This is a genomic window from Rhodococcus sp. DMU2021 (assembly GCF_019641445.1).
Lineage (GTDB): Bacteria > Actinomycetota > Actinomycetes > Mycobacteriales > Mycobacteriaceae > Rhodococcus > Rhodococcus pyridinivorans.
Genome location: NZ_JAIFKB010000003.1, coordinates 45913 through 71062, shown reverse-complemented (window position 1 = coordinate 71062; position 25150 = coordinate 45913). Strand labels below are relative to the sequence as shown.

Annotated in this window: 20 protein-coding genes; 11 read left to right on the top strand and 9 right to left on the bottom strand. The window is 68.6% G+C overall.

From position 1 onward, the window contains the following. Positions 1-56 precede the first annotated feature (56 nt). Both K3M35_RS06290 and K3M35_RS06285 read left to right on the top strand, forming a co-directional pair. On the top strand, positions 57-671 hold the full coding sequence (locus tag K3M35_RS06290) for an ANTAR domain-containing response regulator (protein WP_064060151.1): 615 nt from the start codon (positions 57-59) through the stop codon (positions 669-671). Between the two features lie 185 nt (positions 672-856). Next, complete coding sequence (locus K3M35_RS06285; RefSeq protein ID WP_019289674.1) at positions 857-2188, top strand: ABC transporter substrate-binding protein; 1332 nt, start codon at positions 857-859, stop codon at positions 2186-2188. A 40-nt stretch (positions 2189-2228) separates the two neighbouring features. On the opposite strand, the gene K3M35_RS06280 is transcribed toward K3M35_RS06285, so the two are convergent. The 4 genes from K3M35_RS06280 to K3M35_RS06265 are packed head-to-tail and all read right to left on the bottom strand — an operon-like array spanning position 2229 to position 6440. After that, positions 2229-3053 (bottom strand): ABC transporter ATP-binding protein, encoded by an 825-nt coding sequence (locus K3M35_RS06280; protein ID WP_006554016.1) that lies wholly within the window; start codon positions 3051-3053, stop codon positions 2229-2231. Next, entirely contained in the window at positions 3050-4084 is a 1035-nt protein-coding gene (locus K3M35_RS06275; protein ID WP_138843449.1) for an ABC transporter ATP-binding protein, read from the bottom strand. The genes K3M35_RS06280 and K3M35_RS06275 overlap by 4 nt, the downstream gene beginning before the upstream one ends. Further along, complete coding sequence (locus K3M35_RS06270; protein ID WP_220666163.1) at positions 4077-5066, bottom strand: branched-chain amino acid ABC transporter permease; 990 nt, start codon at positions 5064-5066, stop codon at positions 4077-4079. Before K3M35_RS06270 ends, K3M35_RS06275 begins: the two co-directional genes overlap by 8 nt. Positions 5067-5069: 3 nt before the next feature. After that, entirely contained in the window at positions 5070-6440 is a 1371-nt protein-coding gene (locus tag K3M35_RS06265) for a branched-chain amino acid ABC transporter permease (RefSeq protein WP_200358135.1), read from the bottom strand. Between the two features lie 255 nt (positions 6441-6695). On the opposite strand from K3M35_RS06265, the gene polA reads away from it, so the two are divergent. Then, positions 6696-9419: a DNA polymerase I gene (gene polA / locus K3M35_RS06260; RefSeq protein ID WP_220666162.1), complete on the top strand. Its 2724-nt coding sequence runs from the start codon at positions 6696-6698 to the stop codon at positions 9417-9419. A 128-nt stretch (positions 9420-9547) separates the two neighbouring features. On the opposite strand, the gene trxA is transcribed toward polA, so the two are convergent. From trxA to K3M35_RS06245, 3 genes are all read right to left on the bottom strand, one after another. Further along, entirely contained in the window at positions 9548-9919 is a 372-nt protein-coding gene (trxA, locus tag K3M35_RS06255; protein WP_220666161.1) for a thioredoxin, read from the bottom strand. Positions 9920-10082: 163 nt separating this feature from the next. After that, positions 10083-11090: a GlxA family transcriptional regulator gene (locus K3M35_RS06250; RefSeq protein WP_170318564.1), complete on the bottom strand. Its 1008-nt coding sequence runs from the start codon at positions 11088-11090 to the stop codon at positions 10083-10085. Between the two features lie 233 nt (positions 11091-11323). Beyond that, positions 11324-11842: a 2'-5' RNA ligase family protein gene (locus tag K3M35_RS06245; protein ID WP_033097659.1), complete on the bottom strand. Its 519-nt coding sequence runs from the start codon at positions 11840-11842 to the stop codon at positions 11324-11326. Between the two features lie 19 nt (positions 11843-11861). Between K3M35_RS06245 and K3M35_RS06240 the strand changes: the two genes are divergently transcribed. From K3M35_RS06240 to K3M35_RS06225, 4 genes are all read left to right on the top strand, one after another. Next, positions 11862-12947, top strand: coding sequence for an isocitrate/isopropylmalate dehydrogenase family protein (locus K3M35_RS06240; protein WP_220666160.1), 1086 nt, complete (start codon positions 11862-11864; stop codon positions 12945-12947). 108 nt (positions 12948-13055) lie between these two features. Beyond that, positions 13056-13928, top strand: a complete 873-nt coding sequence (locus K3M35_RS06235; RefSeq protein WP_170318567.1) for an ABC transporter substrate-binding protein — start codon at positions 13056-13058, stop codon at positions 13926-13928. Between the two features lie 11 nt (positions 13929-13939). Then, positions 13940-14926, top strand: coding sequence for an amino acid ABC transporter permease (locus K3M35_RS06230; RefSeq protein WP_006554006.1), 987 nt, complete (start codon positions 13940-13942; stop codon positions 14924-14926). Next, positions 14923-15696, top strand: coding sequence for an amino acid ABC transporter ATP-binding protein (locus tag K3M35_RS06225; protein ID WP_308257061.1), 774 nt, complete (start codon positions 14923-14925; stop codon positions 15694-15696). The genes K3M35_RS06230 and K3M35_RS06225 overlap by 4 nt, the downstream gene beginning before the upstream one ends. 7 nt (positions 15697-15703) lie before the next feature. Here K3M35_RS06225 and K3M35_RS06220 read toward each other — a convergent pair whose 3' ends face one another. Beyond that, positions 15704-16612 (bottom strand): class I SAM-dependent methyltransferase, encoded by a 909-nt coding sequence (locus tag K3M35_RS06220; RefSeq protein WP_006554004.1) that lies wholly within the window; start codon positions 16610-16612, stop codon positions 15704-15706. 219 nt (positions 16613-16831) lie between these two features. On the opposite strand from K3M35_RS06220, the gene rpsA reads away from it, so the two are divergent. Then, positions 16832-18292, top strand: coding sequence for a 30S ribosomal protein S1 (gene rpsA, locus K3M35_RS06215; RefSeq protein WP_006554003.1), 1461 nt, complete (start codon positions 16832-16834; stop codon positions 18290-18292). A gap of 176 nt (positions 18293-18468) precedes the next feature. Here the strand turns inward: rpsA and K3M35_RS06210 are convergent, their stop codons facing one another. Then, positions 18469-18681 (bottom strand): hypothetical protein, encoded by a 213-nt coding sequence (locus tag K3M35_RS06210; protein WP_016934979.1) that lies wholly within the window; start codon positions 18679-18681, stop codon positions 18469-18471. 294 nt (positions 18682-18975) lie between these two features. Between K3M35_RS06210 and K3M35_RS06205 the strand changes: the two genes are divergently transcribed. The 3 genes from K3M35_RS06205 (at position 18976) to K3M35_RS06195 (ending at position 25142) form a co-directional block, all read left to right on the top strand. Next, on the top strand, positions 18976-20139 hold the full coding sequence (locus tag K3M35_RS06205) for an MFS transporter (protein ID WP_220666159.1): 1164 nt from the start codon (positions 18976-18978) through the stop codon (positions 20137-20139). 80 nt (positions 20140-20219) lie between these two features. After that, positions 20220-23642 (top strand): BTAD domain-containing putative transcriptional regulator, encoded by a 3423-nt coding sequence (locus tag K3M35_RS06200; protein WP_220666158.1) that lies wholly within the window; start codon positions 20220-20222, stop codon positions 23640-23642. A 111-nt stretch (positions 23643-23753) separates the two neighbouring features. Continuing rightward, positions 23754-25142: an FAD-binding oxidoreductase gene (locus K3M35_RS06195; RefSeq protein ID WP_217579720.1), complete on the top strand. Its 1389-nt coding sequence runs from the start codon at positions 23754-23756 to the stop codon at positions 25140-25142. Positions 25143-25150: the final 8 nt, after the last annotated feature.

Genomic DNA, 25150 nt, shown 5'->3' with positions numbered 1-25150 from the left:
CTTCTTACGTTCCACCCTGCACCGGGGACCGCCAGTACCGAGGGGAAGGCCCGACCATGACCTCCGCGCCGCACGACAGCACACCAACTCCTCGTCGGGTCGTCGTAGCGGAAGACGAGGCCCTGATCAGGCTCGATCTCGTCGAAATGCTGCGCGAGGAGGGCTACGAGGTGGTCGGTGAGGCCGGCGACGGACAGCGTGCCGTCGAACTCGCCGAGGAACTCCGGCCCGACCTGGTGATCATGGACGTCAAGATGCCGCGCCGCGACGGCATCGACGCCGCCTCGGAGATCGCACAGCGGCGCATCGCCCCTGTGGTCATTCTCACAGCCTTCAGTCAGCGCGAACTCGTCGAACGCGCCCGCGACGCAGGCGCCATGGCGTATCTCGTCAAGCCGTTCTCGAAGAGCGATCTCGTGCCCGCCATCGAGGTGGCCGTCAGCCGCTTCGCCGAGCTGCGCGAGCTCGAGCGCGAGGTGCAAGGGCTCAACGAGCGATTCGAGACCCGCAAGCTCGTCGACCGGGCCAAGGGACTGCTCATGGAGAAGCATGCGATGACCGAACCGGAGGCGTTCCGCTGGATCCAGCGCGCCGCGATGGACCGCCGCACCACCATGAAGCAGGTCGCGGTGGTCGTCCTCGAGACCCTCGGAAGCGACACCGCCGGCTAGCCGCGCGAACCGGTTTCGAGTGCTCACGGCGCCCGACGCGTTACCGCCACATCAAATCTCCGCCCCGCAGATAACGGTCGTATCACAAGGATTTCGGCCGGGTTCGCGGGGTGCTTCCGACCGCTATGTTTCGACCACATCCGGAATCCGCCGGATGCGGTGTCAGGCGTTCGAAGGAGAGTTGAATGGCAAGACGGACTCTGGTCCGCGCCGTAGCGGTACTCGGTGCTGCGACGCTCGCCCTCACCGGGTGTGGTTCGGACAGCGACGATTCGGCATCCGGTACGTCGGCCGGTGACGAGGGGTCGGCGGCCGCGACGACCGTCGAGACCGACTGCGAACCACAGCAGGCCACAGCAGGGGCGACTCCCGCCACGGGACCGCTGAAGATCGGCACGATTCTCCCCGAGACCGGCAGTCTCGCCTTCCTCGGACCGCCCGAGGTCGCTGCCGTCCGGCTCGCCGTCGACGACATCAACGCCGCGGGCGGTGTTCTCGACCAGCCGGTCGAACTGTTCCCGGGCGATTCCGGGGACACGACGACCGACACCGCGAACACCACCGTCGACCGACATCTCGCCAACGGCACCCAGGTGATCGTCGGCGCCGCCTCGTCGTCGGTCTCGCTCAAGGTGATCGACAAGATCGTCAGTGCCGGCGTGGTGCAGTTCTCGCCGGCGAACACCTCCGACCAGTTCGTCTGCTACGCCGACCGCGGGTTGTACTTCCGCACCGCCCCGACCGACGTGCTCCAGGCGCAGGCGCTCGCGCAGCTGATCGCCGAGGACGGGGCGCAGCGCGTGTCGATCCTGGCGCTGAACGATCCGTACGGCACCGGCCTCGCCGAGAACACCGTGACCAACCTCGTCGACGCCGGTATCCCGGAGGACCAGATCCAGAAGATCATCTACGACCCCAACGCGCAGTCGTTCAACGCGGAGGTCGACCAGGTGGCCAACTTCGCACCGGATGCTGTGGCACTCATCGGCTTCGAGGAGTCGGCGAAGATCATCACTCGCATGCACGAGGTGGGTATCGGCCCGTCCGACGGCATGGCGGTCTTCGGTGTCGACGGCAACATGGGGAACGCGCTGGGCGAGAACGTCGCCGAAGGACTGCTCGACGGCATGGCCGGCACCACGCCGCTGACCGACACCGGCGAGGAGTTCCAGCAGCGACTGCTCGGCGTCGATCCGGGTCTGATCGACTTCAACTACGCCGGAGAGTCCTACGACGCCGTGATCGTCTCGGCGCTGGCCGCGGAACAGGCAGGGTCGACCGCCGGGGTGGACATCGCCGCGAACATCAACTCGGTGACCCGCGACGGGGAGAAGTGCACCAGCTACCAGCAGTGCCTCGACCTGCTCCGTGCGGATCAGGACATCGACTACGACGGTGCCACCGGCGAACTCACCTTCGTGGACGCGGGCGAACCCGGCGTGGGCTCGTACGGCCGACTCGTGTTCGGTCCCGACAACACCCTGACCACCGAGGACTACATCGTGGTGGGTGAGTGACCCGCCGGTCGTGAGCGAAGGGGTGATCGCCGGTAGGCGGTCACCCCTTCCGCTTCTCCCGGCTGCCGGCGAGAGTGCCGAGATACAGTTCGACGACCTTCGGGTCGTGCATGAGATTGCTGCCGGTGTCGGTGTACGCGTTGCGGCCCTGGTCGAGAACGTATCCGCGATCGCAGATCTGCAGGCAGCGACGCGCGTTCTGCTCGACCATGATGATCGACACCCCCGCCGCGTTGATCTTCTTGCAGCGGATGAAGACCTCGTCCTGGAACATCGGCGACAGTCCCGCCGACGGCTCGTCGAGGAGCAGCACCGACGGCTCCATCATCAGCGCGCGGCCCATCGCGACCATCTGCCGCTCACCACCGGAGAGCGCTCCCGCCTTGACCTTCCGGCGCTCGGACAGCAACGGGAACAACGACGCCACCCGCTCGAACTGCTTCTCGAAGTCCTTCGGACGCAGATAGATCCCCATCTCGAGGTTCTCCTCGATGGTCAGTGAGGGAAACACGTTCTGCGTCTGCGGCACGTAGCCGATCCCCTTGCGCACCAGGATGTGTGCGGGCGCCGAGGTGATCTCGTCCCCGCCGAGCGTGACGGTGCCGCTGCGGATGGGGATGAGGCCGAACAACGCCTTGAGCAGGGTCGACTTGCCGGCTCCGTTCGGGCCGATGATGCCCACGATCTCACCGTCGCGCAGGTAGAAGTTGCAACCGCGCAGAATATCGACCCCGGGGAAGTAACCGGCCACGAGATCGTCGGCGCGCAGGAGAGCTCCGGTCGCCAGGCGCGCATGTTCCTCCGGGGTCGCGGCACGTTCCGCCGGCGTCGTCCCGGTGAGTGCAGGAGTGATGTTGTCGCTCAAGGCTTCTCCAGGGTCGTGGCCGTCGCGTCGGTCGACGCCGAATCGGGATCGGACAGGTCGCCTCCGGCCTCGAGGGTCTGCGCTTCCGCGTCCGCGAGGGCGTCGGCGAGTTCGGCGGTCGCGCCCACGGGATTGCCCTCGTCGTCGAATTCGAGTGCCTGGTCGTGGTGACTGCCGAGATAGGCGTCGACCACGGCCGGATCGGACGACAGGGCGTCCGGCGGTGCCTCCGCGATCACCGAACCCTGCGCCATCACCACGACCCAGTCGGAGATGTCGCGGATGACGTCCATGTCGTGCTCGACGAATACCACGGTCGTCCCGTCGTCGCGCAGGGTCTTGATGTGTCCCAGCAGATTCTGCGTGAGCGCCGGATTGACGCCGGCCATCGGCTCGTCGAGCATGACGACGGTCGGTTCGGTCATCAGCGCACGGGCCATCTCGAGCAGTTTGCGTTGACCGCCGGACAGTGAACCGGCGAAGTCGTCGGCCTTCGCGGCCAGACCGAAACGGTCGAGCAGTTCGTATGCGCGCGCGGTGATCTCGCGTTCCTGGCGGTGCCACGTCCACGGCAGCAGTGCACCGGCCATGCGCTCGCCGGTCTGGTGCCGGGCGCCGAGGCGGACGTTGTCGAGGACCGTCATCTTCGACAGCGCCTTGGTGAGCTGGAAGGTGCGCACGATCCCGCGCCGCGCCACCTGATGGGGATGGAGCCGGCCGAGCGCGTCGCCGTCCATCGCCCAGGTGCCGGTGTCGGGCCGGTCGAAGCCCGTGAGGAGATTGAACAGGGTGGTCTTGCCGGCGCCGTTCGGGCCGATCAGGCCGGTGATGCACGAGCGCTGGATCTCGAGGTGGGCCACGTCCACGGCCTTGAGGCCTCCGAATGTGCGGCACAGATCGTCGACGACGAGGATCGGGTCGGGTTTGGCGGCGCCGGGGGCGCGGTCGACGCCGGCGAACAGCGCGGCGCGTTCGTCCGCGCCGAGGACCGTGCGCGGTGGTGTCGGGTCGGGTCGGATCGTGTCAGGCATCGAGTTGCACCTTCCGCTTGCTTCCCAGGATGCCTTGTGGCCGGAAGACCATCATCACCGCGATGAGGACGCCGAGCAGCACGTACCGCATCGCGCCGACCTGTTGTTCGGTGAGCGGGAGCAGCGGGTCGGGTCCGGTGATCGCCTGACGCAGGAAGGCATCCGGGAGGGTGAGCAGGAACCAGAACACCATGGCGCCGAGCACCGGTCCGAAGACCGTTCCCGCACCCCCGAGGATCAGCGCGCCGAACGCGAAGAAGGTCTGCGCGGTCGAGTAGAAGTCGGGGTTGATCGACTTGGTCTGCAGGGCGTTGAAGACGCCGCCGAGACCGCCGATCATGCCGCCGAGTACCAGGGCCTGCATCTTGTAGGCGAAGACGTTCTTGCCGAGCGCGCGGGCAGCGTCCTCGTCCTCACGCACCGCCTCGAGGACCCGCCCCCACGGACTGTGGGAGAGGAGGTAGACCAGCCCGCACAGCAACAGCACGAGGGTCCAGCCGACGACCATCGCCCACAGGTCGTCGCCGTAGAACCGCATACCGAGCAGGTTGTACTGGCGACTCGAATCGAACGGGCTCAGGGACGTGAACGGGTCGGCGAAACCCCACAGGCCGCGGGTCGATCCGGTCACCGAGTCGGACGCGGTCGAGCGGAACATCAGCCGCAGGATCTCCGCCGCGGCGATCGTCGCGATGGCGAGATAGTCGGCCCGCAACCGCAGGGTGGGGATGCCGAGGACGAGCGCGAGCAGACCTGCCAGTGCGAGGCCGACGAGGATGCCCACCCACAACGGCTGGTCGTAGGTGACGGTCATGATGCCCACGCCGTAACCGCCCAGGAGGGCGAAACCGATCTGCCCGAAGTTCAGCAGCCCTGCATAGCCGTAGTGCAGGTTCAGGCCGATCGCGAGCAGTGCGTAGAAGATCGCCGACGGGCCGATGAGCTGGGCGAAGGAAACCTGGAGTACCGACACGATATCCATGGGTCAACCGATCCTTGTCCGACTGCCGAGGATGCCCTGGGGGCGGATAACCAGGATGACGATGAGTACGAGCAGACCGCCGATGTACTTCAGGTCCGGGTTGATCACGAGGGTGGACAACTGGACCAGCAGTCCCACCACGACGCAGCCGACCAGTGCGCCGTAGGCGGTGCCGAGGCCGCCGAGGATGATGCCGGCGAACATCAGCAGGAGCAGCTTGAAGCCCATCTCCCACTGCACGCGCCCGCCGAGTTCCGACAGGCCGAACAGCACCCCGCCGAGCGCGGCGAGCCCGCCACCGAGACCCCACACGAAGCGGATGACGTGTTCGACGTCGATCCCCGACGATGCCGCGAGGTCGCGGTTGTCGGCCACCGCGCGCATCGCCTTGCCGATCCGGGTGCGCTGCAGCAGCAGGGCGACCCCGACGAGCACCACCAGGCTGATCACGATGCACGCGAGGTTGACCGGGGTGATCGCGATCGGCCCCCACACCAGTTGCTGCTGTGCCTGGTAGTCGTCGAACGGCTGGGTGCGGTCGGAGTAGAAGGCCAGGATGAGATAGCGCAACGAGATCGCGAGGCCGATCGACACCACCAGCTGGGCGATCAGGCCCGTGTGGCGGCGCCGGAGCGGAGCCCAGATGAGTGCGTTGTTGAGCAGGCCGATGATGACGCCGACGATCACCGCCAGGATCGTGGCCGGTATCAGCTGGACACCGAGGGTGACATTGAAGATCCACGCCGCGACCGCCCCGAGGGTGACCAGCTCGCCGTGGGCGAAGTTCGTCAGGCCGGTCGTGCCGAAGATCAGACTGAGGCCCACTCCGGCGATCGCGATGACCAAACCGAAACGCAGACCGTCGACGATCGTGCGCACCAGCGTCTCGCCCCACGCGACCGTCGAACCGCTACGCGCCTCCCCGAACGAGAAAATCACCGTGTTCGCCCGTCCCGGAGCGACATCGCGGGTCACCGAGGTCTGGACGGTGACGTCGTCGGGCAGGCTCTCGGTGTCGACCTCGAAGACGTACGTGCCCGGCGGAACGGTGAGTTCCCAGCGCCCACCGTCGGCGGACTCCGTCTCGGTGACCACCTCGCCGCTCTCGGTGGTCGCACGGACGACGACACCGTCGAGTCGTTCGCCGGCATTGTTGAGCGTTCCGCGGACGGTCACCCCCTCCGCGGATTCCTCGTCGGGTGCGGCCGGTGCCGTGTTCGCGGGCGGTGAGGGTGGGTCCGGCGGATCCTGGGCGGAGGAGAGGCCGGAGCCGACGAGGACGAACAGGACACTCGCGAGCGTGACGAGTGCGGCGCGGACCGATCGGTGGAGGGTCGAGGTCGGTCGTCGCCGACATCCCGAGGTAGGGGCCACGCAGGTCCTCCCGGTGGGTGCGCTGTCATCGAGCGCGGCACTGCGCCCGGGGCATCATCGTCAACCTCGATGACGCCGGACTACGGTGTCGTGACAGGGGACTCTAGCGGCTGGATCGCACGTCCACGGGAAAAATTGGATCACCCGGACGTTTCGGTCTCGCTTCTTCGGACAACGAGTGTTCGCACATACCGGAGAGGTGCTGGTCGGGCGGTGTGGCCGACGCTGTCGTCCTCGGTCCCTAGACTGGCACGCGTGACCCGTGCATCCACTTCCGCGACGTCCACCGCGGCCACCGACGACCGCCCGACCCTGCTGCTCCTCGACGGCCATTCCCTCGCGTTCCGCGCGTTCTACGCGCTGCCCGCCGAGAACTTCAAGACCCACAGCGGGCAGACCACGAACGCGGTCTACGGGTTCACCTCCATGCTCATCAACCTGCTGCGCGACGAGCAGCCCACGCACGTCGCGGCGGCATTCGACGTCAGCCGCAAGACCTTCCGTGCCGAACTGTTCGCCGCCTACAAGGCCCAGCGCAGCGCCGCACCCGACGACTTCAAGGGGCAGATCGACCTCACCAAGGACGTCCTCGGCGCGATGGGGATCCCGGTGATGGCGATCGAGGGCTACGAGGCCGACGACATCATCGCCACGCTCGCGACGCAGGCGCACGCCCAGGGCTTCCGGGTGCTCGTGGTGACCGGCGACCGCGACGCGCTCCAACTCGTCAACGGCGACATCACGGTGCTGTATCCGCGGCGCGGCGTCTCCGACCTGACGCGCTTCACCCCCGACGCGGTGGAGGAGAAGTACGGACTCACCCCCCAGCAGTATCCGGACTTCGCGGCGCTGCGCGGCGACCCGAGCGACAACCTGCCCGGCATCCCCGGCGTAGGCGAGAAGACCGCCGCGAAATGGATCCGCGAGTACGGAAGCCTGAGCGGACTCGTCGACCGCGTCGACGAGGTGCGCGGCAAGACCGGCGACGCGCTGCGCGAGAACCTGTCCAACGTGTTGCTCAACCGCCAGCTCACCGAGATGGTGCGCGACGTGGCCGTGCCGTACACCCCCGAACAACTCGCCCTCGCCCCGTGGGACCGCGACCGCATCCACCGCCTGTTCGACGACCTCGAGTTCAAGGTGCTGCGTGACCGGCTGTTCGAGACGCTCTCGTCGGCCGAGCCCGAGGCCGAGGAGGGCTTCGAGGTGCGCGGCGGGATCGTCGAGCCGGGTGCCCTCGGCGACTGGCTCGCCGAGCACGCCCCGGCAGGTCGACGTCATGGCCTCGCCGTGGTGGGCACCGGCACTCCCTACGGAGGCGACGCGACCGCGATCGCCGTCGCCGGGGCCGACGGTGAGGGCGCCTATGTGAGCACGGTGGCGCTCACGCCCGAGGACGAGAACGCCCTCGCCGCATGGCTCGCGAACCCCGCCGTGGAGAAGGGCGTGCACGAGGCGAAGTTCGCCATCCACGCGCTGCGCGGACGCGGCTGGACGCTCGCCGGCATCACCAGCGACACCGCGCTCGCCGCCTATCTGGTGCGGCCCGGCCAGCGCTCGTTCAAGCTCGACGATCTGTCGCTGCGCTACCTCAAGCGTGAGCTGCGAGTGGAAGACACCGGCGCGCAACAACTCTCGTTGCTCGACGACGAGGACGCCGCCGACGCGCAAGCGGCCGAGGCGCAGATCCTCGCGGCGCGCGCCGTCGTCGACCTCGCCGCGGCCCTCGACACCGAACTCGGCGAGATCGAATCGGTGCGCCTGCTCACCGAGATGGAACTGCCCCTGCTCGAGGTCCTCGCAGAACTCGAGGCCACCGGCATCGCCGTCGACTCGGCGCACCTGCACGACCTGCAGTCCGAATTCGCGGCCCAGGTCGCCGCCGCCGCGAACGCCGCCTACGAGGTGATCGGCAAGCAGATCAACCTCGGCTCGCCGAAACAGTTGCAGGTGGTGCTGTTCGACGAGCTCGAGATGCCGAAGACGAAGAAGACCAAGACCGGCTACACCACCGACGCGGATGCCTTGCAGAACCTGTTCGACAAGACGGGCCATCCCTTCCTCGAACACCTGCTCGCGCACCGTGAGCACACCAAGATGAAGACCACCGTCGACGGACTCATCAAGTCCATCGCCGACGACGGTCGCATCCACACCACCTTCAACCAGACCGTCGCGGCGACGGGCCGGCTCTCGTCGACCGAGCCGAACCTGCAGAACATTCCGGTGCGGACCGAGGCCGGTCACCGGATCCGCGACGGTTTCGTGGTGGGCGACGGATTCGACGTGCTGCTCACCGCCGACTACAGCCAGATCGAGATGCGCATCATGGCGCACCTGTCGGCCGACGAGGGGCTCATCGAGGCATTCCGTACGGGCGAGGACCTGCACACCTTCGTGGCGTCGCGGGCGTTCGGGCTGCCGCTCGAGGAGGTCACCCCGGAGCTGCGTCGCCGCGTCAAGGCGATGTCCTACGGTCTCGCTTACGGGTTGAGCGCCTACGGTCTCGCCCAGCAGCTGAAGATCTCCACCGACGAGGCCCGCGAGCAGATGGAGGCCTACTTCACCCGCTTCGGCGGCGTGCGCGACTACCTCTACAACGTGGTCGAGGAGGCCCGCAAGGTCGGCTACACGTCCACCCTCTACGGCCGCCGCCGGTACCTGCCCGACCTCAACAGCGACAACCGGCAGCGCCGGGAGATCGCCGAGCGCGCCGCGCTCAACGCCCCCATCCAGGGCACGGCCGCCGACATCATCAAGGTCGCGATGATCGACGTGCAGAAGGCGCTGAATGAGGCCGGACTGCGGTCGCGGATGCTGCTGCAGGTGCACGACGAACTCGTGCTCGAAGTGGTCGAAGCCGAGCGCGAACAGGTCGAGGCGCTCGTGCGCGACAAGATGGACTCCGTCATCGAATTGTCGGTGCCGCTCGAGGTCTCGGTCGGTTACGGCCGCAGCTGGGACGCCGCGGCGCACTGAGTCGCGGGGACACTGAGTCGCGGGGACACCGAGTCGCAGGGACACCGGCCGCAGGTACACACACCGTACGTACGACGGCGCCCGCCCCCGGATCACCGGGGACGGGCGCCGTCGACGCGACGAGTGGGTCAGCTCTGCTCGGCGCCAGCCTCCGCGATCTGCTTGCGCACATCGTCCATGTCGAGGCTCTTGACCTGCGAGACGAGATCCTCGAGAGCGGCGGGCGGAAGAGCACCGGCCTGGTTGTAGACGAGGATGCCTTCGCGGAACGCCATGATCGTGGGGATCGAGCGGATGTTCGCCGCCGCCGCGATGGCCTGCTCGGCCTCGGTGTCGACCTTCGCGTGCACGACGTCGGGATGCTTGTCCGACGATGCCTCGAAGGTGGGCGCGAACTGCTTGCAGGGGCCGCACCAGTCGGCCCAGAAGTCCACGAGCACGATGTCATTGCTCGTGACGACCTCGTCGAAGTCCTGCTGGGTGAGAGCCTTGGTTGCCACGGAAATCCTTTCGGTCGGGCGTGTCGACGGGTCCAACATCCGGCCGCCGCTGTTTCTTCCCGTTCGTTCCCGCCGTCACGCGTCGTGACGGGGTTCCTTCTGCCACGCTACGTGACGTGTCCGATCCGGGGGTGTCGTCGGGAGATGCCGATCGAGGGACGCGTCACACGCCGACCGGTTCGACGGACCGCCGGAAGGTCCGTCGGTAGGCCTGCGGAGTGGTCTGCCGCAGGCGCAGGAAATGCTGGCGCAGCACCGCAGCGGTGCCGAAACCGACGCGGTCGGCCACCACGTCGATCGGAAGGTCGGTCTCCTCGAGCAGGCGCTGCGCGGCCAGGACCCGCTGATCGCGGAGCCAGCGCGCGGGCGTGACCCCAACCTCGGCGACGAACCGCCGCGCGAAGGTCCGCGCCGACATGTGCGCCTTCTGCGCCAGTGCGGCCACCGGGAGTTCCCGGTCGAGGTGCTCGCTCATCCAGTCGAGCAACGGCGCGAGCGACTCGTCCTTGCATTCGGGCAGTGGCATCGCGACGTACTGGGCCTGCCCACCGTCGCGGTGCGGTGGCACCACCATGCGCCGGGCGATCGTGTTGGCGACCTGGGCTCCCTGGGCGGAGCGGACGATGTGCAGGCACAGGTCGATGCCGGCCGCGGTGCCTGCGGCGGTGAGGACCGGATGGTCGTCGACGTAGAGCACGTCCCGGTCGACCTGCGCCGTCGGATAGGTCCGGGCGAGACGGTCGGCGTGCATCCAGTGGGTCGTGCAGCGACGCCTGTCGAGCAACCCGGCCGCACCGAGGATGAACGCCCCGGTGCACATGCTCGCCACGCGCGCGCCGCGGTCGACGGCGGCCCGCAGTTTCGCGAACAACGGTTCGAGGCGCCCGTCGTCGAGCGCGATGCCGTCGCTGTTCACCGCTGGCAGGAGAATCAGGTCGGCGTCGTCGAGGAGATCGAGCCTGTGAGGCACCTCGATGGTGTAGCCGAAGCGGGTGCGCACCGGATCGGAGGTCGCGGCGACGAGGTGGAAGTCGTAGGTCGGCAGGCCGTCGTCGGAGCGGTCGAAGCCGAACACCTCGCACGCCACGCCGAGTTCGAAGGTCTCGACGTAGGGAAGGACGGGGACGACCACCTTCTCGAGCCGGCCGGTGGTTCCAGGTGTTCCGGACACGCAACCCAGTGTGACACCGTGGTGGCAGAAAATCGATGTTCTCCGACGGCTCTGCCACTGTCGGGTGGGACCCCGGCGCGGCAGGCTCGAAGCATGATCCTGCTGGTCCTCGTACTTCTGGCGGTCTTTCTCCTCCTCGACGTGCTGGCCCTCACCGGACGCACGCCCGACACCCATATGGAAGTGACGCAGTTCGGCGACTACCGTTTCTGAACGGCGCACCGTCCCGCTGCTCAGGTGAGCAGCCACTCCCGCTTGGCCTCGCCGTCCCAGCGCCGCACTCCTGCACTCGATCCGGTCAGCTGCCGCTCCGGCGTCTGCGCCGCCAGGACCGCGGTACCGATGCGCGCGGCCGGCACCCGCCGTGCGAGGGTGACGTGCGGCGTCCACTCGCCCGGCCGGATGTGTGCGGGGATGCCGGGGCACTCCGAGAGCACCTCGAACACCCGCGCCTGGAGTTCGAGCAGTTCGATCGACGGCACGACCGTGCGGGCGAGCGTCGCGTACCGGCCACCGAAGATCACCACGCCACCGAGCCGGAGGGTGATCCGCCGGACCGTGATGGTGGCCCGCAGCGCGTCCTCGAGTTCGTCCGGCAGGGCATGGGCGACGAACAGCGTCACGTGCGGACGGTTGGATTCGGAACGGACGCGTCCCTGACTGTGCAGGCCGGCGTCGAGCAGCCGGGTCCACTCGTCGCGCACCGCCGTGTCGAGCGGGGCGTCGAGGAGGAGTTCCACCGACTGGACCACGGTAGGCAATGATGACCGGGTGACCGACGACACCGCAACGCTTCAGACCCATCGCATCGGACTTCTCGAGGGGGACGGCATCGGTCCCGAGATCGTGCCGGCGACCCGCAGGATCGTCGACACCGCCGTCGCGGCAGCCGGGGTCGCGGTCGACTGGGTGCCGCTGCCCGTCGGTGCCTCCGCGATCGAGACGCACGGCAGCCCGCTGCCGCAGGTCACCCTCGACACCCTCGCCGAGCTCGACGCGTGGATCCTCGGCCCGCACGACAGCGCCTCGTACCCACCCGAGTTCCGGGGTCAGCTCACTCCGGGCGGTCGGATCCGCAAGCACTTCGACCTGTACGCGAACATCCGGCCGGCGTGCGCACTGCCGGGAGCGGCGTCGGTGTCACCGAAGATGGATCTCGTCGTCGTCCGGGAGAACACCGAGGGTTTCTACGCCGACCGGAACATGGCCGTCGGCAGCGACGAGTTCATGCCCACACCCGACATCGCACTCGCGGTCGGAGTGATCACCCGCGCCGCCTGTGAACGCATCGCGCACACCGCCTTCGACCTCGCGTCGCGTCGCCGCAAGCGCGTGACCATCGTGCACAAGGCCAACGTGCTCGCCAGCACGACCGGCCTGTTCCGGGACGTGTGCCAGGAAGTGGGTCGTCTCTACCCGAGCGTCACTGTCGACGACCAGCACGTCGACGCGATGGCCGCGCTGCTCGTCCGCCGCGGCGCCGAGTTCGACGTGATCGTGACGGAGAACATGTTCGGCGACATCCTGTCCGACCTCGCCGCCGAACTGTCCGGCTCGCTCGGTACCGCGGCGTCGATCAACGCGTCGCGCACCAAGGCCATGGCCCAGGCCGCGCACGGCGCCGCACCCGACATCGCCGGGCAGGGCCGCGCCAACCCGATCGCGCTGATCCTCTCCGCCGCCATGCTTCTCGACCGTGTCGGTGCACGCGCGGACATCGAATTCTCCGCGGCCGCCCGCGCCATCGAGGACGCCGTGCGCGCGACCGTCGCGGCGGGTGTCGCGACCGCCGACCTCGGTGGCACCGCGTCGACGGACGAGTTCACCGCCGCCGTCATCGCCCGCCTCGAAGCCTGAGCTTCGGGTTTGCATTCGGACCCCTCCCTGGTTGGATACTGTGCGACTGTGAATCGAGCAGTGCACACCCGCCGCGTGATCTCGTGGGGGCGTCGTCGTGTCCGGACCCTGAGCAGGCTGGCGGCGGGAGCGGCGGTGCTTGCCTTCGCGACCGGGTGCGTGGTGAACAGCGAATCGACCGTGCCGCCCGGCGACCGAGTCACCGTCGAGAAGGTCGACGCCATCGCGAGGCAGTTGCCGCCCGACATCGCCGACGGCGGCACCCTCGAGGTCGGGGTGAACGTCCCGTACGCCCCCAACGAGTTCAAGGACGACGACGGCACCATCGTCGGCTTCGGCGTCGAACTCGTCCACGCCCTCGGCGACGTCCTCGGACTCGAGGCGGTGCTCAACGAAGCCGACTTCGACCGGATCATCCCGGCCGTCCAGGCGGGCACCTTCGAGATGGGCTCGTCGTCGTTCACCGACACGAAGGAACGCGAGGAATCGGTCGACTTCGTCACCTACTACAGCGCCGGAGTGCAGTGGGCGCAGCGCACCGGCGAATCCGTCGACCCCGACAACGCGTGCGGACTGCGGGTGGCGGTACAGACCACCACCATCGAGGACCTCGAGGAGGTCCCCGCGAAGAGCGAGGAATGCGTCGCCCGCGGGCTGCCGCCCATCGACAAGGTCAAGTACGACAGCCAGGACGAGGCTGCCAATGCCCTCATCCTCGGCCGGGTGGACGCACTGTCCGCCGACTCGCCGGTCACGGCGTACGTCATCGCCCGCAGCGAGGAACGACTCGAACCGGCCGGTGAGGTCTTCGACGCCGCGCCCTACGGATTCGTCGTCGCGAAGGGGTCGCCGTTCGGTCCCGTACTGCAGCAGGCAGTGCAGTACCTCATCGATTCCGGTGCGTACGACGAGATCACCGCGCGCTGGGGCATGGAGGACGGCGCGATCACCGCCTCGCAGATCAACGGCGCGACGAGCTGAGAAAGGGAACCATGAGCGAGTCCACGTCCGCGAGATCCGCGGAACCGCGACCGGACGACCCGGAGCCGATACGCGCAGTACCCCTGCGACATCCCGGACGATGGATCTCCGGCGCGATCGTCCTGATCGCACTCGGGTTGTTCGCCTGGGGAGCGGCCACCAACGAGGCCTACCGCTGGGACATCTACGCCCGGTACCTGTTCGACGCCCGCATCACCGCAGCCGCGTGGAAGACCGTGCAGCTGACGGTGCTCGCCATGGCCATCGCCGTCGTCCTCGGCGTGGTGCTCGCGGTGATGCGTCTGTCCCCGAATCCCGTGCTGCGTTCCGTCGCGTGGCTGTACCTGTGGGTCTTCCGCGGTACCCCGGTGTACGTCCAACTCGTGCTGTGGGGACTGTTCCCGTCGATCTACAAGCAGATCGACCTCGGGATCCCGTTCGTCCACCAGTTCGTCCACATCGACGTGCAGGGTCTGAACGCGGCGTTCCTGTTCGCCGTCATCGGCCTGGCACTCAACGAGGCGGCCTACATGGCGGAGATCGTGCGCGCCGGCATCACCTCCGTGCCCGAGGGGCAGCTGGAGGCGTCCACGGCGCTCGGCATGTCGTGGTCGCAGACCATCCGCCGCACCGTCCTGCCGCAGGCGATGCGGGTCATCATCCCGCCGACCGGCAACGAGCTGATCAGCATGCTCAAGACCACCTCGCTGGTCGCCGCCGTGCCCTACAGCCTCGAGCTGTATGGCCGTGCCCGCGACATCTCGGGTGCGAACTTCCAGCCGATCCCGCTGCTGCTCGTCGCCGCGACCTGGTACCTGGCGATCACCAGCCTGCTCATGATCGGCCAGTACTACCTCGAGCGGCACTACTCGAAGGGCCTGAGCCGGCAGCTCACGGCCCGTCAGCTGCAGGCACTCGCCGACGCACAGAACGTACCGGTCGCCGAGGCCGGCAAGCCGACGCCGAAGCCCGGCGCACCGGGGGAGGAACACATATGACGTCCGTCGAGACGCCGATGGTGCGGGCCGACCGGGTCTGCAAGAGTTTCGGCGCCGTCAAGGTGCTCAAGGGCATCTCGCTCGAGGTGGGGCGCGGCCAGGTGACCTGCCTGATCGGTCCGTCCGGATCCGGCAAGTCGACCTTCCTGCGGTGCATCAACCACCTCGAACGCGTCGACGCCGGTCGCCTGTACGTCGACGGCGATCTCGTCGGTTACGCCGAACGGGGTTCGAAACTGTACGAACTGCACCCGCGGGCCGCCGCGAAGCAGCGCCGCGACATCGGCATGGTGTTCCAGCACTTCAACCTGTTCCCGCACCGCACCGTGCTCGAGAACATCATCGAGGCGCCGATCCTCGTGAAGAAGCTCAAGCGTGACGAGGCGGTGGAGAAGGCCCGGGACCTGCTCGCGCGGGTCGGGCTGGCCGACAAGGTCGACGCCTATCCCGCGCAGCTCTCGGGCGGCCAGCAGCAGCGCGTCGCGATCGCCCGCGCGCTCGCCATGGATCCCAAGCTCATGCTGTTCGACGAGCCCACCTCGGCCCTCGACCCCGAACTCGTCGGCGAGGTGCTCGCGGTGATGCGCGATCTCGCCGACGGCGGCATGACGATGGTCGTCGTCACGCACGAGATGGGCTTCGCGCGGGAGGTCGCCGATCGGCTCGTGTTCATGGACAGCGGCGTGGTCGTCGAGGCCGGTGATCCCCGCCAGGTGCTGGCCGACCCGAAGGAGAGCCGGACCCGGGAGTTCCTGTCCCGGCTGCTGTGAGTCGGGATCAGGTGGGTTTGCGGCTGCAGAAGATGGCGGTGCCCGGGAAGATCGAACCGCGCAGCGGGCTCCACTGTCCCCACTCGCGGTCGAGATGCTCGGGCCACTCGGGTTCGACGATGTCGTAGACCTCGAGGCCGGCGGCGACGAGTTCGCGCACCCGGTCGCCCACGGTGCGGTGGTGCTCGGCGTAGGTCGCCCGGCCCGTCGCGTCCACCTCGACGTAGGGGGTCCGGTCGAAATACGGGAACATCGCGACCAGGCCCTGTTCGCCCGGATCGTCGGGGAAGATCCACCGCATCGGGTGGTTCACGGAGAACACCCACCGTCCGCCGGGTCGCAGCACCCGCGCCACTTCGCGCATCACCCGGGCGGAATCGGCGACGAAGGGCACCGCGCCGAACGCCGAGCACACGATGTCGAAGCTTCCGTCGGCGAACGGCAGGTTCTCGGCGCCGGCCTGTACGAGCGGAACCGTCGGGCCGGAACCGGTCATCGCCGCGCGTCCGCGCTGCAGCATCCCCATGGAGATGTCCAGCCCGACCGCCCGGGCACCCTGCCCGGCGATCCAGCGGGCGCACGGCGCCGAACCGCACCCGAGTTCGAGGACGTCGCGTCCGGCAACCGGGCCGAGCAACTGCACATCGCCCTCGTGCAGGCCCTCCGGGCACCACACGAACTCCCCGGCGGCCGAGTCCACGCCCAGGAACTCGCCGTGCGTGCGGTGGTAGTCGTCGGTGTCGGCGTCCCACCAGACCCGGTTCGCGCGTTCGCTCTCGAGGGAGCCGAGGCGGGTCCGGGTGGGTCGGGTCTCGCCGAGGATCGTCTCGGCGTCCGCGTGCCGCGCGGCCTCGTCGTCGGTTCCCTCCGGGACGCCCGAAAGGTCTGGAAAAGGGGGGTTCGCGGAGCCCGGCATGGGTGTGAGCCTATCGGGTGCGGGGGAGCGGTCCCGATATCGGTTTGCCCGGGTCCCCTCGAAGCGCGTAGCCTGGTGATCGCGAGTGTCCGCAGTTCGGCCCCAGGCTCGAACGAGGAACTCGCCGTGACTCGCACATCGCCGTATCGCAGTGGGTGTTTCACGTGCCCGACCGAATTTGACCAACCGACTATCAACCCGTCCGGAGCAACTCAACACATGGCCTCCACCACCGTCACCTCGCCGCAGGTAGCCGTCAACGACATCGGCTCCGCCGAGGATTTCCTCGCCGCCATCGACGCCACGATCAAGTACTTCAACGATGGCGACATCGTCGAGGGCACCATCGTCAAGGTCGACCGCGACGAGGTGCTGCTCGACATCGGTTACAAGACCGAAGGCGTCATCCCGTCCCGCGAGCTCTCCATCAAGCACGATGTCGACCCCAACGAGGTCGTGTCGGTGGGCGATGAGGTCGAGGCTCTTGTTCTCACCAAGGAGGACAAGGAAGGCCGTCTGATCCTGTCCAAGAAGCGTGCTCAGTACGAGCGCGCCTGGGGCACGATCGAGGAGCTCAAGGAGAAGGACGAGGCCGTCAAGGGCACCGTCATCGAGGTCGTCAAGGGCGGCCTGATCCTCGACATCGGCCTGCGTGGCTTCCTGCCCGCGTCGCTCGTCGAGATGCGACGCGTCCGCGACCTCCAGCCTTACGTCGGCAAGGAGATCGAGGCCAAGATCATCGAGCTCGACAAGAACCGCAACAACGTGGTCCTGTCGCGCCGCGCATGGCTCGAGCAGACCCAGTCCGAGGTTCGCAGCGAGTTCCTGCACCAGCTCCAGAAGGGCCAGGTCCGCAAGGGCGTCGTGTCCTCCATCGTCAATTTCGGCGCCTTCGTCGATCTCGGCGGTGTCGACGGCCTCGTGCACGTCTCCGAGCTGTCCTGGAAGCACATCGATCACCCGTCCGAGGTCGTCGAGGTCGGCACCGAGGTCACCGTCGAGGTTCTCGACGTCGATCTCGACCGCGAGCGCGTCTCCCTGTCGCTCAAGGCGACGCAGGAAGATCCGTGGCGTCAGTTCGCCCGCACCCACGCGATCGGTCAGATCGTGCCGGGTAAGGTCACCAAGCTCGTTCCGTTCGGCGCGTTCGTCCGCGTCGAGGAGGGCATCGAGGGCCTCGTCCACATCTCCGAGCTGGCCGAGCGCCACGTCGAGGTCCCGGACCAGGTCGTTGCTGTCGGCGACGACGCGATGGTCAAGGTCATCGACATCGACCTCGAGCGTCGTCGTATCTCGCTGTCGCTGAAGCAGGCGAACGAGGACTACACGGCCGAGTTCGACCCGTCGAAGTACGGCATGGCCGACAGCTACGACGAGCAGGGCAACTACATCTTCCCCGAGGGCTTCGATCCCGAGACCAACGAATGGCTCGAGGGCTACGAGAAGCAGCGTGAGGAGTGGGAGTCCCGCTACGCGGAGGCCGAGCGTCGCCACAAGATGCACACCGCTCAGATCGAGAAGATGGCTGCCGACGAGGCCGCCGAGGCTGCGGCCGGCGTGTCCGGTAGCAACTACTCCTCCGAGTCGGGTGCCGAGGCGGCTCCGGAGACCACCGGTGGATCGCTCGCGAGCGACGCCCAGCTCGCCGCTCTGCGCGAGAAGCTGTCGGGTAACGCCTGATACAGCGCTTCGACGGACGACCCCGCACTGTTCGGTGCGGGGTCGTCCGCGTTCCGGGGGGTCATTGTTGCTGTGGCACAAGGGCTCCCGGGCCACAACGGGACCGGCCCCCTTCCGAATCGGAGGGGGCCGGTCTTCGTGTGTCGTCGATAGCAGGTGCTCAACTCACGGCGAGCTCATCCCACGGCGGGAGTGGCCCACTGCGCGGGTAGGGCCGTCGCTCGCTTGCGCATCGCGGCGTGGCTGTGGCGCGCGTTCGTCAGCAGCGCGGTGAACCAGTTCCGCCGGTGCTCGGCGAGGGCGGCAGCGACCTCGGGGATGAGGATGCAGTGAACACCGTTTTCCATGCCGAGGCGATGCCGACCTGTGGTTGAGGTGGAGGATCGCATGGCCTGCCTTCTCGAATGCTCCGGACGAGCCGGGACGGATGCTTCGCAACGACGATATCGGACAGTCGGTCGAATTCTCCGCATTTACCCCAGGTAGAAGGGGGTGTGTCCAGTTTCCGAGCGGCGTTGCGACCGCCTCGTGACCCCGCCGTGATCGATGTGTGATCCCCGGCGCCCCTCCGAGGGGAGACGTCGACGGTTCTCTCGGCCGTCCAAGAAGTACACCCGGTTCGTCCCAAGCGACGCGGCGCACCATGTCCGAGGTCCACACACCTCGACACGGAAGGATTCTCGATGACCACACCGACCCCCGCGAGAAGTACCGCGACGAAACGGATCACGCTGCTGGTGGTGTGCGTGACGACGGCGATGCTCATGCTCGACATCGCCGTCGTCAACACCGCACTGCCGTCGATCGCCGTCGACCTCGACGCGGGCGTCAGTTCACTGCAGTGGGTGATCGACGCCTACACCCTCGCCCTGGCCACAGCCGTCCTCGGCGCCGGGTCGTGGGCCGATCGTCGCGGCCGCCGCCAAGTGTTCGTCGTCGGCCTCGTCTGGTTCACGGGCGCCTCGCTCCTGTGCGCCCTCGCACCGACGATCTGGGTCCTCGATCTCGCCCGGGCAGTGCAAGGCATCGGTGGGGCGTTCGTGTTCGCCGTGCTGCGTGGCCACGAGATCGGGTGGTCCGATGCGCAGGCCGTCATCGCCTTCGTGCTCGCTGTCGGTGCCCTCGTCGCCTTCGTCGCGCACGAGATGCGCACCGCCGAACCGATGCTGCCCCCGTACCTGCTCGCCAACCGGGCCTTCGTCGGAGCGCAGGTCGCGGCCTTCGCCATCTCGGCGTCGTTGTTCGCGGTATTCGTCTACACCACGTTGTATCTGCAGAACGTCCTGCTGCTGTCGCCGGTGCAGGCCGGGCTGGTGTACCTGCCCGCGACCGTCGCCATGTTCGTCGTCGCCGGTGCGACGGCGAAACTCGATCGTGTCGTCCCTGTGTGGGTCTCGTTGTCGTGCTCACTGGCGCTCGTCGCCGTCGGGTTGCTCATGATGACGGTCGCCGAGGCGGACAGTTCGAAGTACGTACTGCTGCCGGGACTCGTCGTGGCCTGCGCGGCCGCCGGCGTGTTCAACCCGGCGATGAGCGGGATCGTCCTCGGGGAGAGCACCGCGGCGCATTCCGGTCTCGCGGCCGGTATCAACGACGCTTTCCGTCAGACCGGCATCGCCGTCGGCGTCGCGGTGCTCGGGATGTTCCTGCCGGCCGAGTCGCTGTTGCCCGGCGGATCACCGCAGGACTTCGTGTCGGGCCTGCAGGGGGCGCTCGTGGCGGCGGCGTTCGTTGCGGCTCTCGGAACCGTGGTGTGTGCAGTCTGCCTGCGTCCCCGGCCGCAGACCGCACCGGTGTTCGGGGACGCCGAGAGCGACACGGTCGAACTCCCGGCCGTGACGGGATGAGAAGTCGCCGCGCACCCGGCGAAAACCTCCTTACACTGCAACGATCGCGTAGTTCGGCCGGGGTCGAGGGGGCTCACCACATGATGTACCGACTGCTCGGACCGCTGGAGGTGGTCCGGGTCGCGTCGACGGCCGATCCGGCGGTGCCCTCGTCGGAGTCGCAGGTCGATCTCGGGCCGCGCAAGCAGCGAGCGGTCCTCGCCGTCCTGCTGCTCAACCGGGGGCGGGTGGTCTCCACCGACCGGCTGATCGACGCCCTGTGGCAGGACGAGGCGCCTGCCAGTGCGATGGCGAGTATCCAGGCGTACATCTCCAATCTGCGCAGGGTGCTGAGAGGGGAGAGCGGTGCGGCCTCCCCGATCGTGCGCCAGCCGCCCGGCTACGTCCTCGATATCCCGGCCGAGTCGGTCGACCTGGCCCGCTTCCTCGACGACGCCGAGACCGCCCGTCGGCATGCCGAGAACGGGGAATGGGAGTTCGCACTCGACACCGCCGACCGTGCCCTCGACTCCGTGCGGGGGCATCTCCTCGAGGACCTGCGCGACGAACACTGGGTGGAGGTCGCGGCGGCATCCTTCGACGAGGTGCGCACCGAATGCCGCGAGACCCGGATCACCGCACTGCTCGCCCTCGGTCGCCTCGCGCCCGCTCTCGTCGACGCCACCGAACTGTGCAGCGAGTTCCCGTTCCGCGACCGCACCTGCTGGCTGCGCATGCTCGCCCTGCACCGAGCGGGGCGTTCGTCGGAAGCACTCGAACAGTTCCGCGTCCACGAGACAAGGCTGGACACCGAGCTGGGGTTGCGGCCCGGCACCGAACTCACCGACTTGCAGGGCGCGATCCTCCGGCACGAACCGGGACTCGCCGCGTGGCCCCGAACCCCGGGATGGACGGGCGCGGAGGAGGTTCCGACACCGGCCGCGCCCACCATTCCCGTACCCACCCCGGCGCCGGGCCCCGGACGCATCTTCGTCGGACGCACCTCCGAGACCGGCGTCCTCGACCGCATGCTCGACGAGGTCCGCTCCGGCGCCACCCGCTTGGTCGTCCTCACCGGGCCCGCCGGTATCGGCAAGACCCGCCTCGCCGAGGAATGCGACGCCCGGACCGCCGCGATCGGCGGGAATACCGTGTGGGCGCGGTGTCTCGAGGACGACGGAGCACCCGCCTGGTGGCCGATCCGGCGCATCCTGCGCGAACTCGGCGTCGACGCCGACACCACCCTGATCCCGCCCACCGGAGTGGAGTCCGACGAAGCCCGCTTCGCGGTCTACGAACGGGTTCTGGGCGTCGTCGAAACGGCCGCGACGCAGACTCCCGTCTTCACCATCGTGCTCGACGACATCCAGTGGGCCGACCCGACCTCTCTGCGTTGCCTGCTGTACCTCGTGGGAGCCCTGCACAAGCGGGGTGTCTGGATCGTGTGCACACTCCGCGACTCGGAGACGACCCCCGGCGTCCAGCGGTTCGTGGACGCCGTGCTGCACGGCGAGGGTAACCGGCACATCGACGTCCCGGCGCTCGCCGAACCCGAGGTCGCCGCCCTGGCCGGGCATGTGAGCGGCGCGCCGCTCGATTCCGACGAGGCGCGCCTGCTCGCCGAACGCACCGGCGGCAACCCGCTGTTCGTGTCCGAATACGCGCGACTTCCCCGGGACGAACGCCTCGACGGTGGGATCCCCATGGCGGTCCGGTCGGTCCTCGCGCGGCGGCTCGCCGCGGTGGAACCGGCCGTGCTGCAGGTGCTCCGGGTGGCCGCGGTCGTCGGCGACACCATCGAGATGGACATCCTCACCGGTGCGACGCGCCTCGATCCCGACACCCTCGCCGACTACCTCGACGACGCCGCCGACGAGCGCATCATCGTCGCCGATCCGGGACTGCGGGGGTACGCCTTCGCCCACGGATTGCTCCGCGACGAGGTCCTCGCGGCGATTCCCGCCCTCCGCCGCCAACGCATGCACGCACGCGTCGCGGAGGTCCTGGCAGACTCCTGCGACCCGGATCGTGCCGGCAGACGAGCCCGGCATCTCATGGCGGCACTGCCGCTCGTCGACGCTCGCGTCGTGCTCGACGCCTGCGTCATCGCCGCCCGCGAGGCCACCGAGAGATGGAACTCGGAGGAGGCGGCACGCTGGTGGGACGATGCCGTCCGGGCCTTCGACCTGCTGCCCGCCGCGGAACGATCCCCGGGCGATCGCGACGATCTGCTCGTCGCGCGTGTCGAGGCACTCGCCCGGGCGGGGCGCGGCCAGACCGTACTCGACGTCGTCGACGCGGGCCTGCTCGACGCGGTCCGGGACGGCCGAACGTCGACGGCCGGTCGCCTGGCCGCAGCGCTGCTGCGCGCAGCCGGTGCATGGCCGTGGGTGTCCTACGGCAAGGATCCGGGACCGGTCCTCGACCGCCTCGCCGCACTCGAACCGTTCGTCGCGGCCGACCGCGCGGCGCACGCACGGGTACTCGCGGCGCTCGCCGTGGGCAGTTGCTATCACCCCGATTCGTCCGTCCCCGACGGGATGAGCCGCACCGCGCTGGAGATCGCACGCGAACTCGCCGACCCGGACGTCGTCGCCGACGCCTTGCTGGGCCGCATCCTCCTCTACTCGGGGGTCGCGACACACAGCCGCGAATCCGCCCGGCTCACCGACGAACTCCTCGCACTGCCGCACCAGCAGGCCCGGTTCGACGAGGTGATCGCCCACGCCGTTGCGAGCATGACACTGACGAACCTCGGCGACGTCGACGCCGCGACGTCCCACGTCCGCCTGGGCATCGCCGGTTGCGATCTGCTGCGTCTGCCCGTGCTGCGCGTACAACTACGATGGATGGAAGCGACGCTCGCGGCATGGCACGGCGACTTCGCCGAGACCCGGCGCCACTACGACACCGCCACTCAGTTCCACCTGCAGACCGAGCTGTACACGGCGGGCAGCTCCGACCTCGCCACCAACACCCTCGAATGGGAGTACGGCACCCTCGCCGACGCGGATCCCGGCACCGTGGAACCGGATTCCTGGAGCATCGCGATCGCCGGCGCCCGTCGGGACACCGGGACGGTGATCCGCGACATCGAACAATGGGCGGCAAAAGGCGCACCCTTCACCTGGACGACCCTCGGGCATCGCACACTCATCGCGCGCGTCGTCGCCGACCTCGCCCTCGTCGACTACGCCGAGATGTTCCTCGAGCTCCTCGATCCGTTCACCGATCGCATCGCGACGGTGGGACAGGTCGGGGTGATCGGTTCGGTGGCGGAGGTCTGCGCACGCCTGCAGGCACTGCTCGGGCGCACCGACGACGCCGCGGCGCTGCTGGATCGGGCCGAGGACCTCGCGACCCGCACATCGAGCCCCCCGACGCTGCTGCGGTGCCGGTTACTGCGTGCCCAACTGCGGCCGGACGCGCCCGAACGCAGCCGGGAGATCGCCGCGATCGCCGACGAAGCGGCCCACACCGGCATGCTCGGACTCGCCGCCTACGCCCGCTCGATCCCCACCTGACCGGTTCCTGGCGACCGCTTGGACGGCGGCCCGCGCCACCGCAAGAAGCCGCCAAGCCGGTCCCGGCACTCTTTCGTCGCACCCCATCCAGTGCGACGAAAGGAAGTGCACATGAACCAGCGGACGCCCACCGTCGGCACCGACCCCATCGACGCTCTCCGTACCGCGGTCACCGGATCGATCTCCCTTCCGGGCGAACCCGGCTACGACGTCGCAACCCCGTGGAACGTGGCGGTGCCGGTCCGTCCCCGCGCGGTGATCGCGGTCGAGAACGCCCTCGACGTCAGCGCCACCGTCCGGTTCGCGGGCGAACACGGCCTGAAGGTGGCCGTGCAGCGCACCGGTCACGGCGCCGTGCCACTCGGCGACGATGTGCTGCTCGTGCACACCGGCCGCCTCACCGAATGCTCGATCGACCCCGACACCCGCACCGCCCGTCTCGGCGCCGGCCTGGTGTGGCAGCAGGTCGTCGACGCCGCCGCACCCCACGGCCTGGCCCCGCTCGCCGGATCGGCACCCCACGTCGGCGTGGCCGGTTTCCTCACCGGCGGGGGCATCGGCCCATTGGTCCGCACCTACGGACTCTCCTCCGACCACGTGCTGGCCTTCGATCTCGTCACCGGTGACGGAGACCTGCTCCGGGTGACTTCCGAACAGCACGCCGAACTGTTCTGGGGCCTGCGCGGCGGCAAGGCGACCCTCGGGATCGTCACCGCGGTGGAGATCGATCTCGTGCTCCTGCCGCACTTCTACGGTGGCGCGCTGTATTTCGACGGCGCCGACGCGGACGCGGTGGCGCACGCCTGGCTGGACCTGTGCGCTGGCCTGCCCGAGCACAGTTCGACCTCGCTGGCCTTCCTTCAACTGCCACCGCTGCCGGGAGTCCCGGAACCGCTGGCCGGTCGCGCCACCGTGGCCGTCCGTTTCGCGAGCGTCGCCGGCGAAGCCGAGTCCGAGGAGATCCTCGGCGCGCTGCGCACGGTCGCGACCCCGATCCTCGACGGCATCGGCACCCTGCCGTACACGGCACTGGGAGCAGTGCACGCCGACCCGGTCGACCCGATGCCCGTCCACGAACACAGTGCGCTGACACGCGAACTGACGCACGACGCGATCGACGTATTGCTCTCGGTGGCGGGACCTGGTTCCCACTCGCCGCAGACCATCATCGAGATGCGGCTCCTCGGCGGAGCGCTGGCACGTGAACCACGGCATCGCAGCGCCTTCTGCCACCGCGACGCCGCCTTCTCCCTCTTCGTCAGCGGCGTCCTCGCGCCACCCTCGGCCGACGTCGTCGTCGCGCACATCCAGGTCATCGATCGGGCACTGGCACCGTGGGCCACGGGCACGTCGCTGCCCAACTTCACCGCCACCTCGGATCCGGACCGCATCGCGCGGACCTACGACGACGACACCACGCACTGGCTCGGCGCTCTCGCCGACGAGCACGACACCCACGGTGTGCTGCGCGTCGGGCAGGTCGTGCGCCGACCCCGATGAGACCGACA

Excerpts from the sequence above, each read along its gene's own strand:
- K3M35_RS06210 (WP_016934979.1), bottom strand. The coding sequence starts at position 18,681 with ATGCGATCCTCCACCTCAACCACAGGTCGGCATCGCCTCGGCATGGAA.
- K3M35_RS06200 (WP_220666158.1), top strand. The coding sequence starts at position 20,220 with ATGATGTACCGACTGCTCGGACCGCTGGAGGTGGTCCGGGTCGCGTCG.
- K3M35_RS06275 (WP_138843449.1), bottom strand. The coding sequence starts at position 4,084 with ATGCCTGACACGATCCGACCCGACCCGACACCACCGCGCACGGTCCTC.
- K3M35_RS06270 (WP_220666163.1), bottom strand. The coding sequence starts at position 5,066 with ATGGATATCGTGTCGGTACTCCAGGTTTCCTTCGCCCAGCTCATCGGC.
- K3M35_RS06290 (WP_064060151.1), top strand. The coding sequence starts at position 57 with ATGACCTCCGCGCCGCACGACAGCACACCAACTCCTCGTCGGGTCGTC.
- K3M35_RS06195 (WP_217579720.1), top strand. The coding sequence starts at position 23,754 with ATGAACCAGCGGACGCCCACCGTCGGCACCGACCCCATCGACGCTCTC.
- rpsA (WP_006554003.1), top strand. The coding sequence starts at position 16,832 with ATGGCCTCCACCACCGTCACCTCGCCGCAGGTAGCCGTCAACGACATC.
- K3M35_RS06205 (WP_220666159.1), top strand. The coding sequence starts at position 18,976 with ATGACCACACCGACCCCCGCGAGAAGTACCGCGACGAAACGGATCACG.
- K3M35_RS06220 (WP_006554004.1), bottom strand. The coding sequence starts at position 16,612 with ATGCCGGGCTCCGCGAACCCCCCTTTTCCAGACCTTTCGGGCGTCCCG.
- K3M35_RS06225 (WP_308257061.1), top strand. The coding sequence starts at position 14,923 with ATGACGTCCGTCGAGACGCCGATGGTGCGGGCCGACCGGGTCTGCAAG.
- K3M35_RS06230 (WP_006554006.1), top strand. The coding sequence starts at position 13,940 with ATGAGCGAGTCCACGTCCGCGAGATCCGCGGAACCGCGACCGGACGAC.
- K3M35_RS06285 (WP_019289674.1), top strand. The coding sequence starts at position 857 with ATGGCAAGACGGACTCTGGTCCGCGCCGTAGCGGTACTCGGTGCTGCG.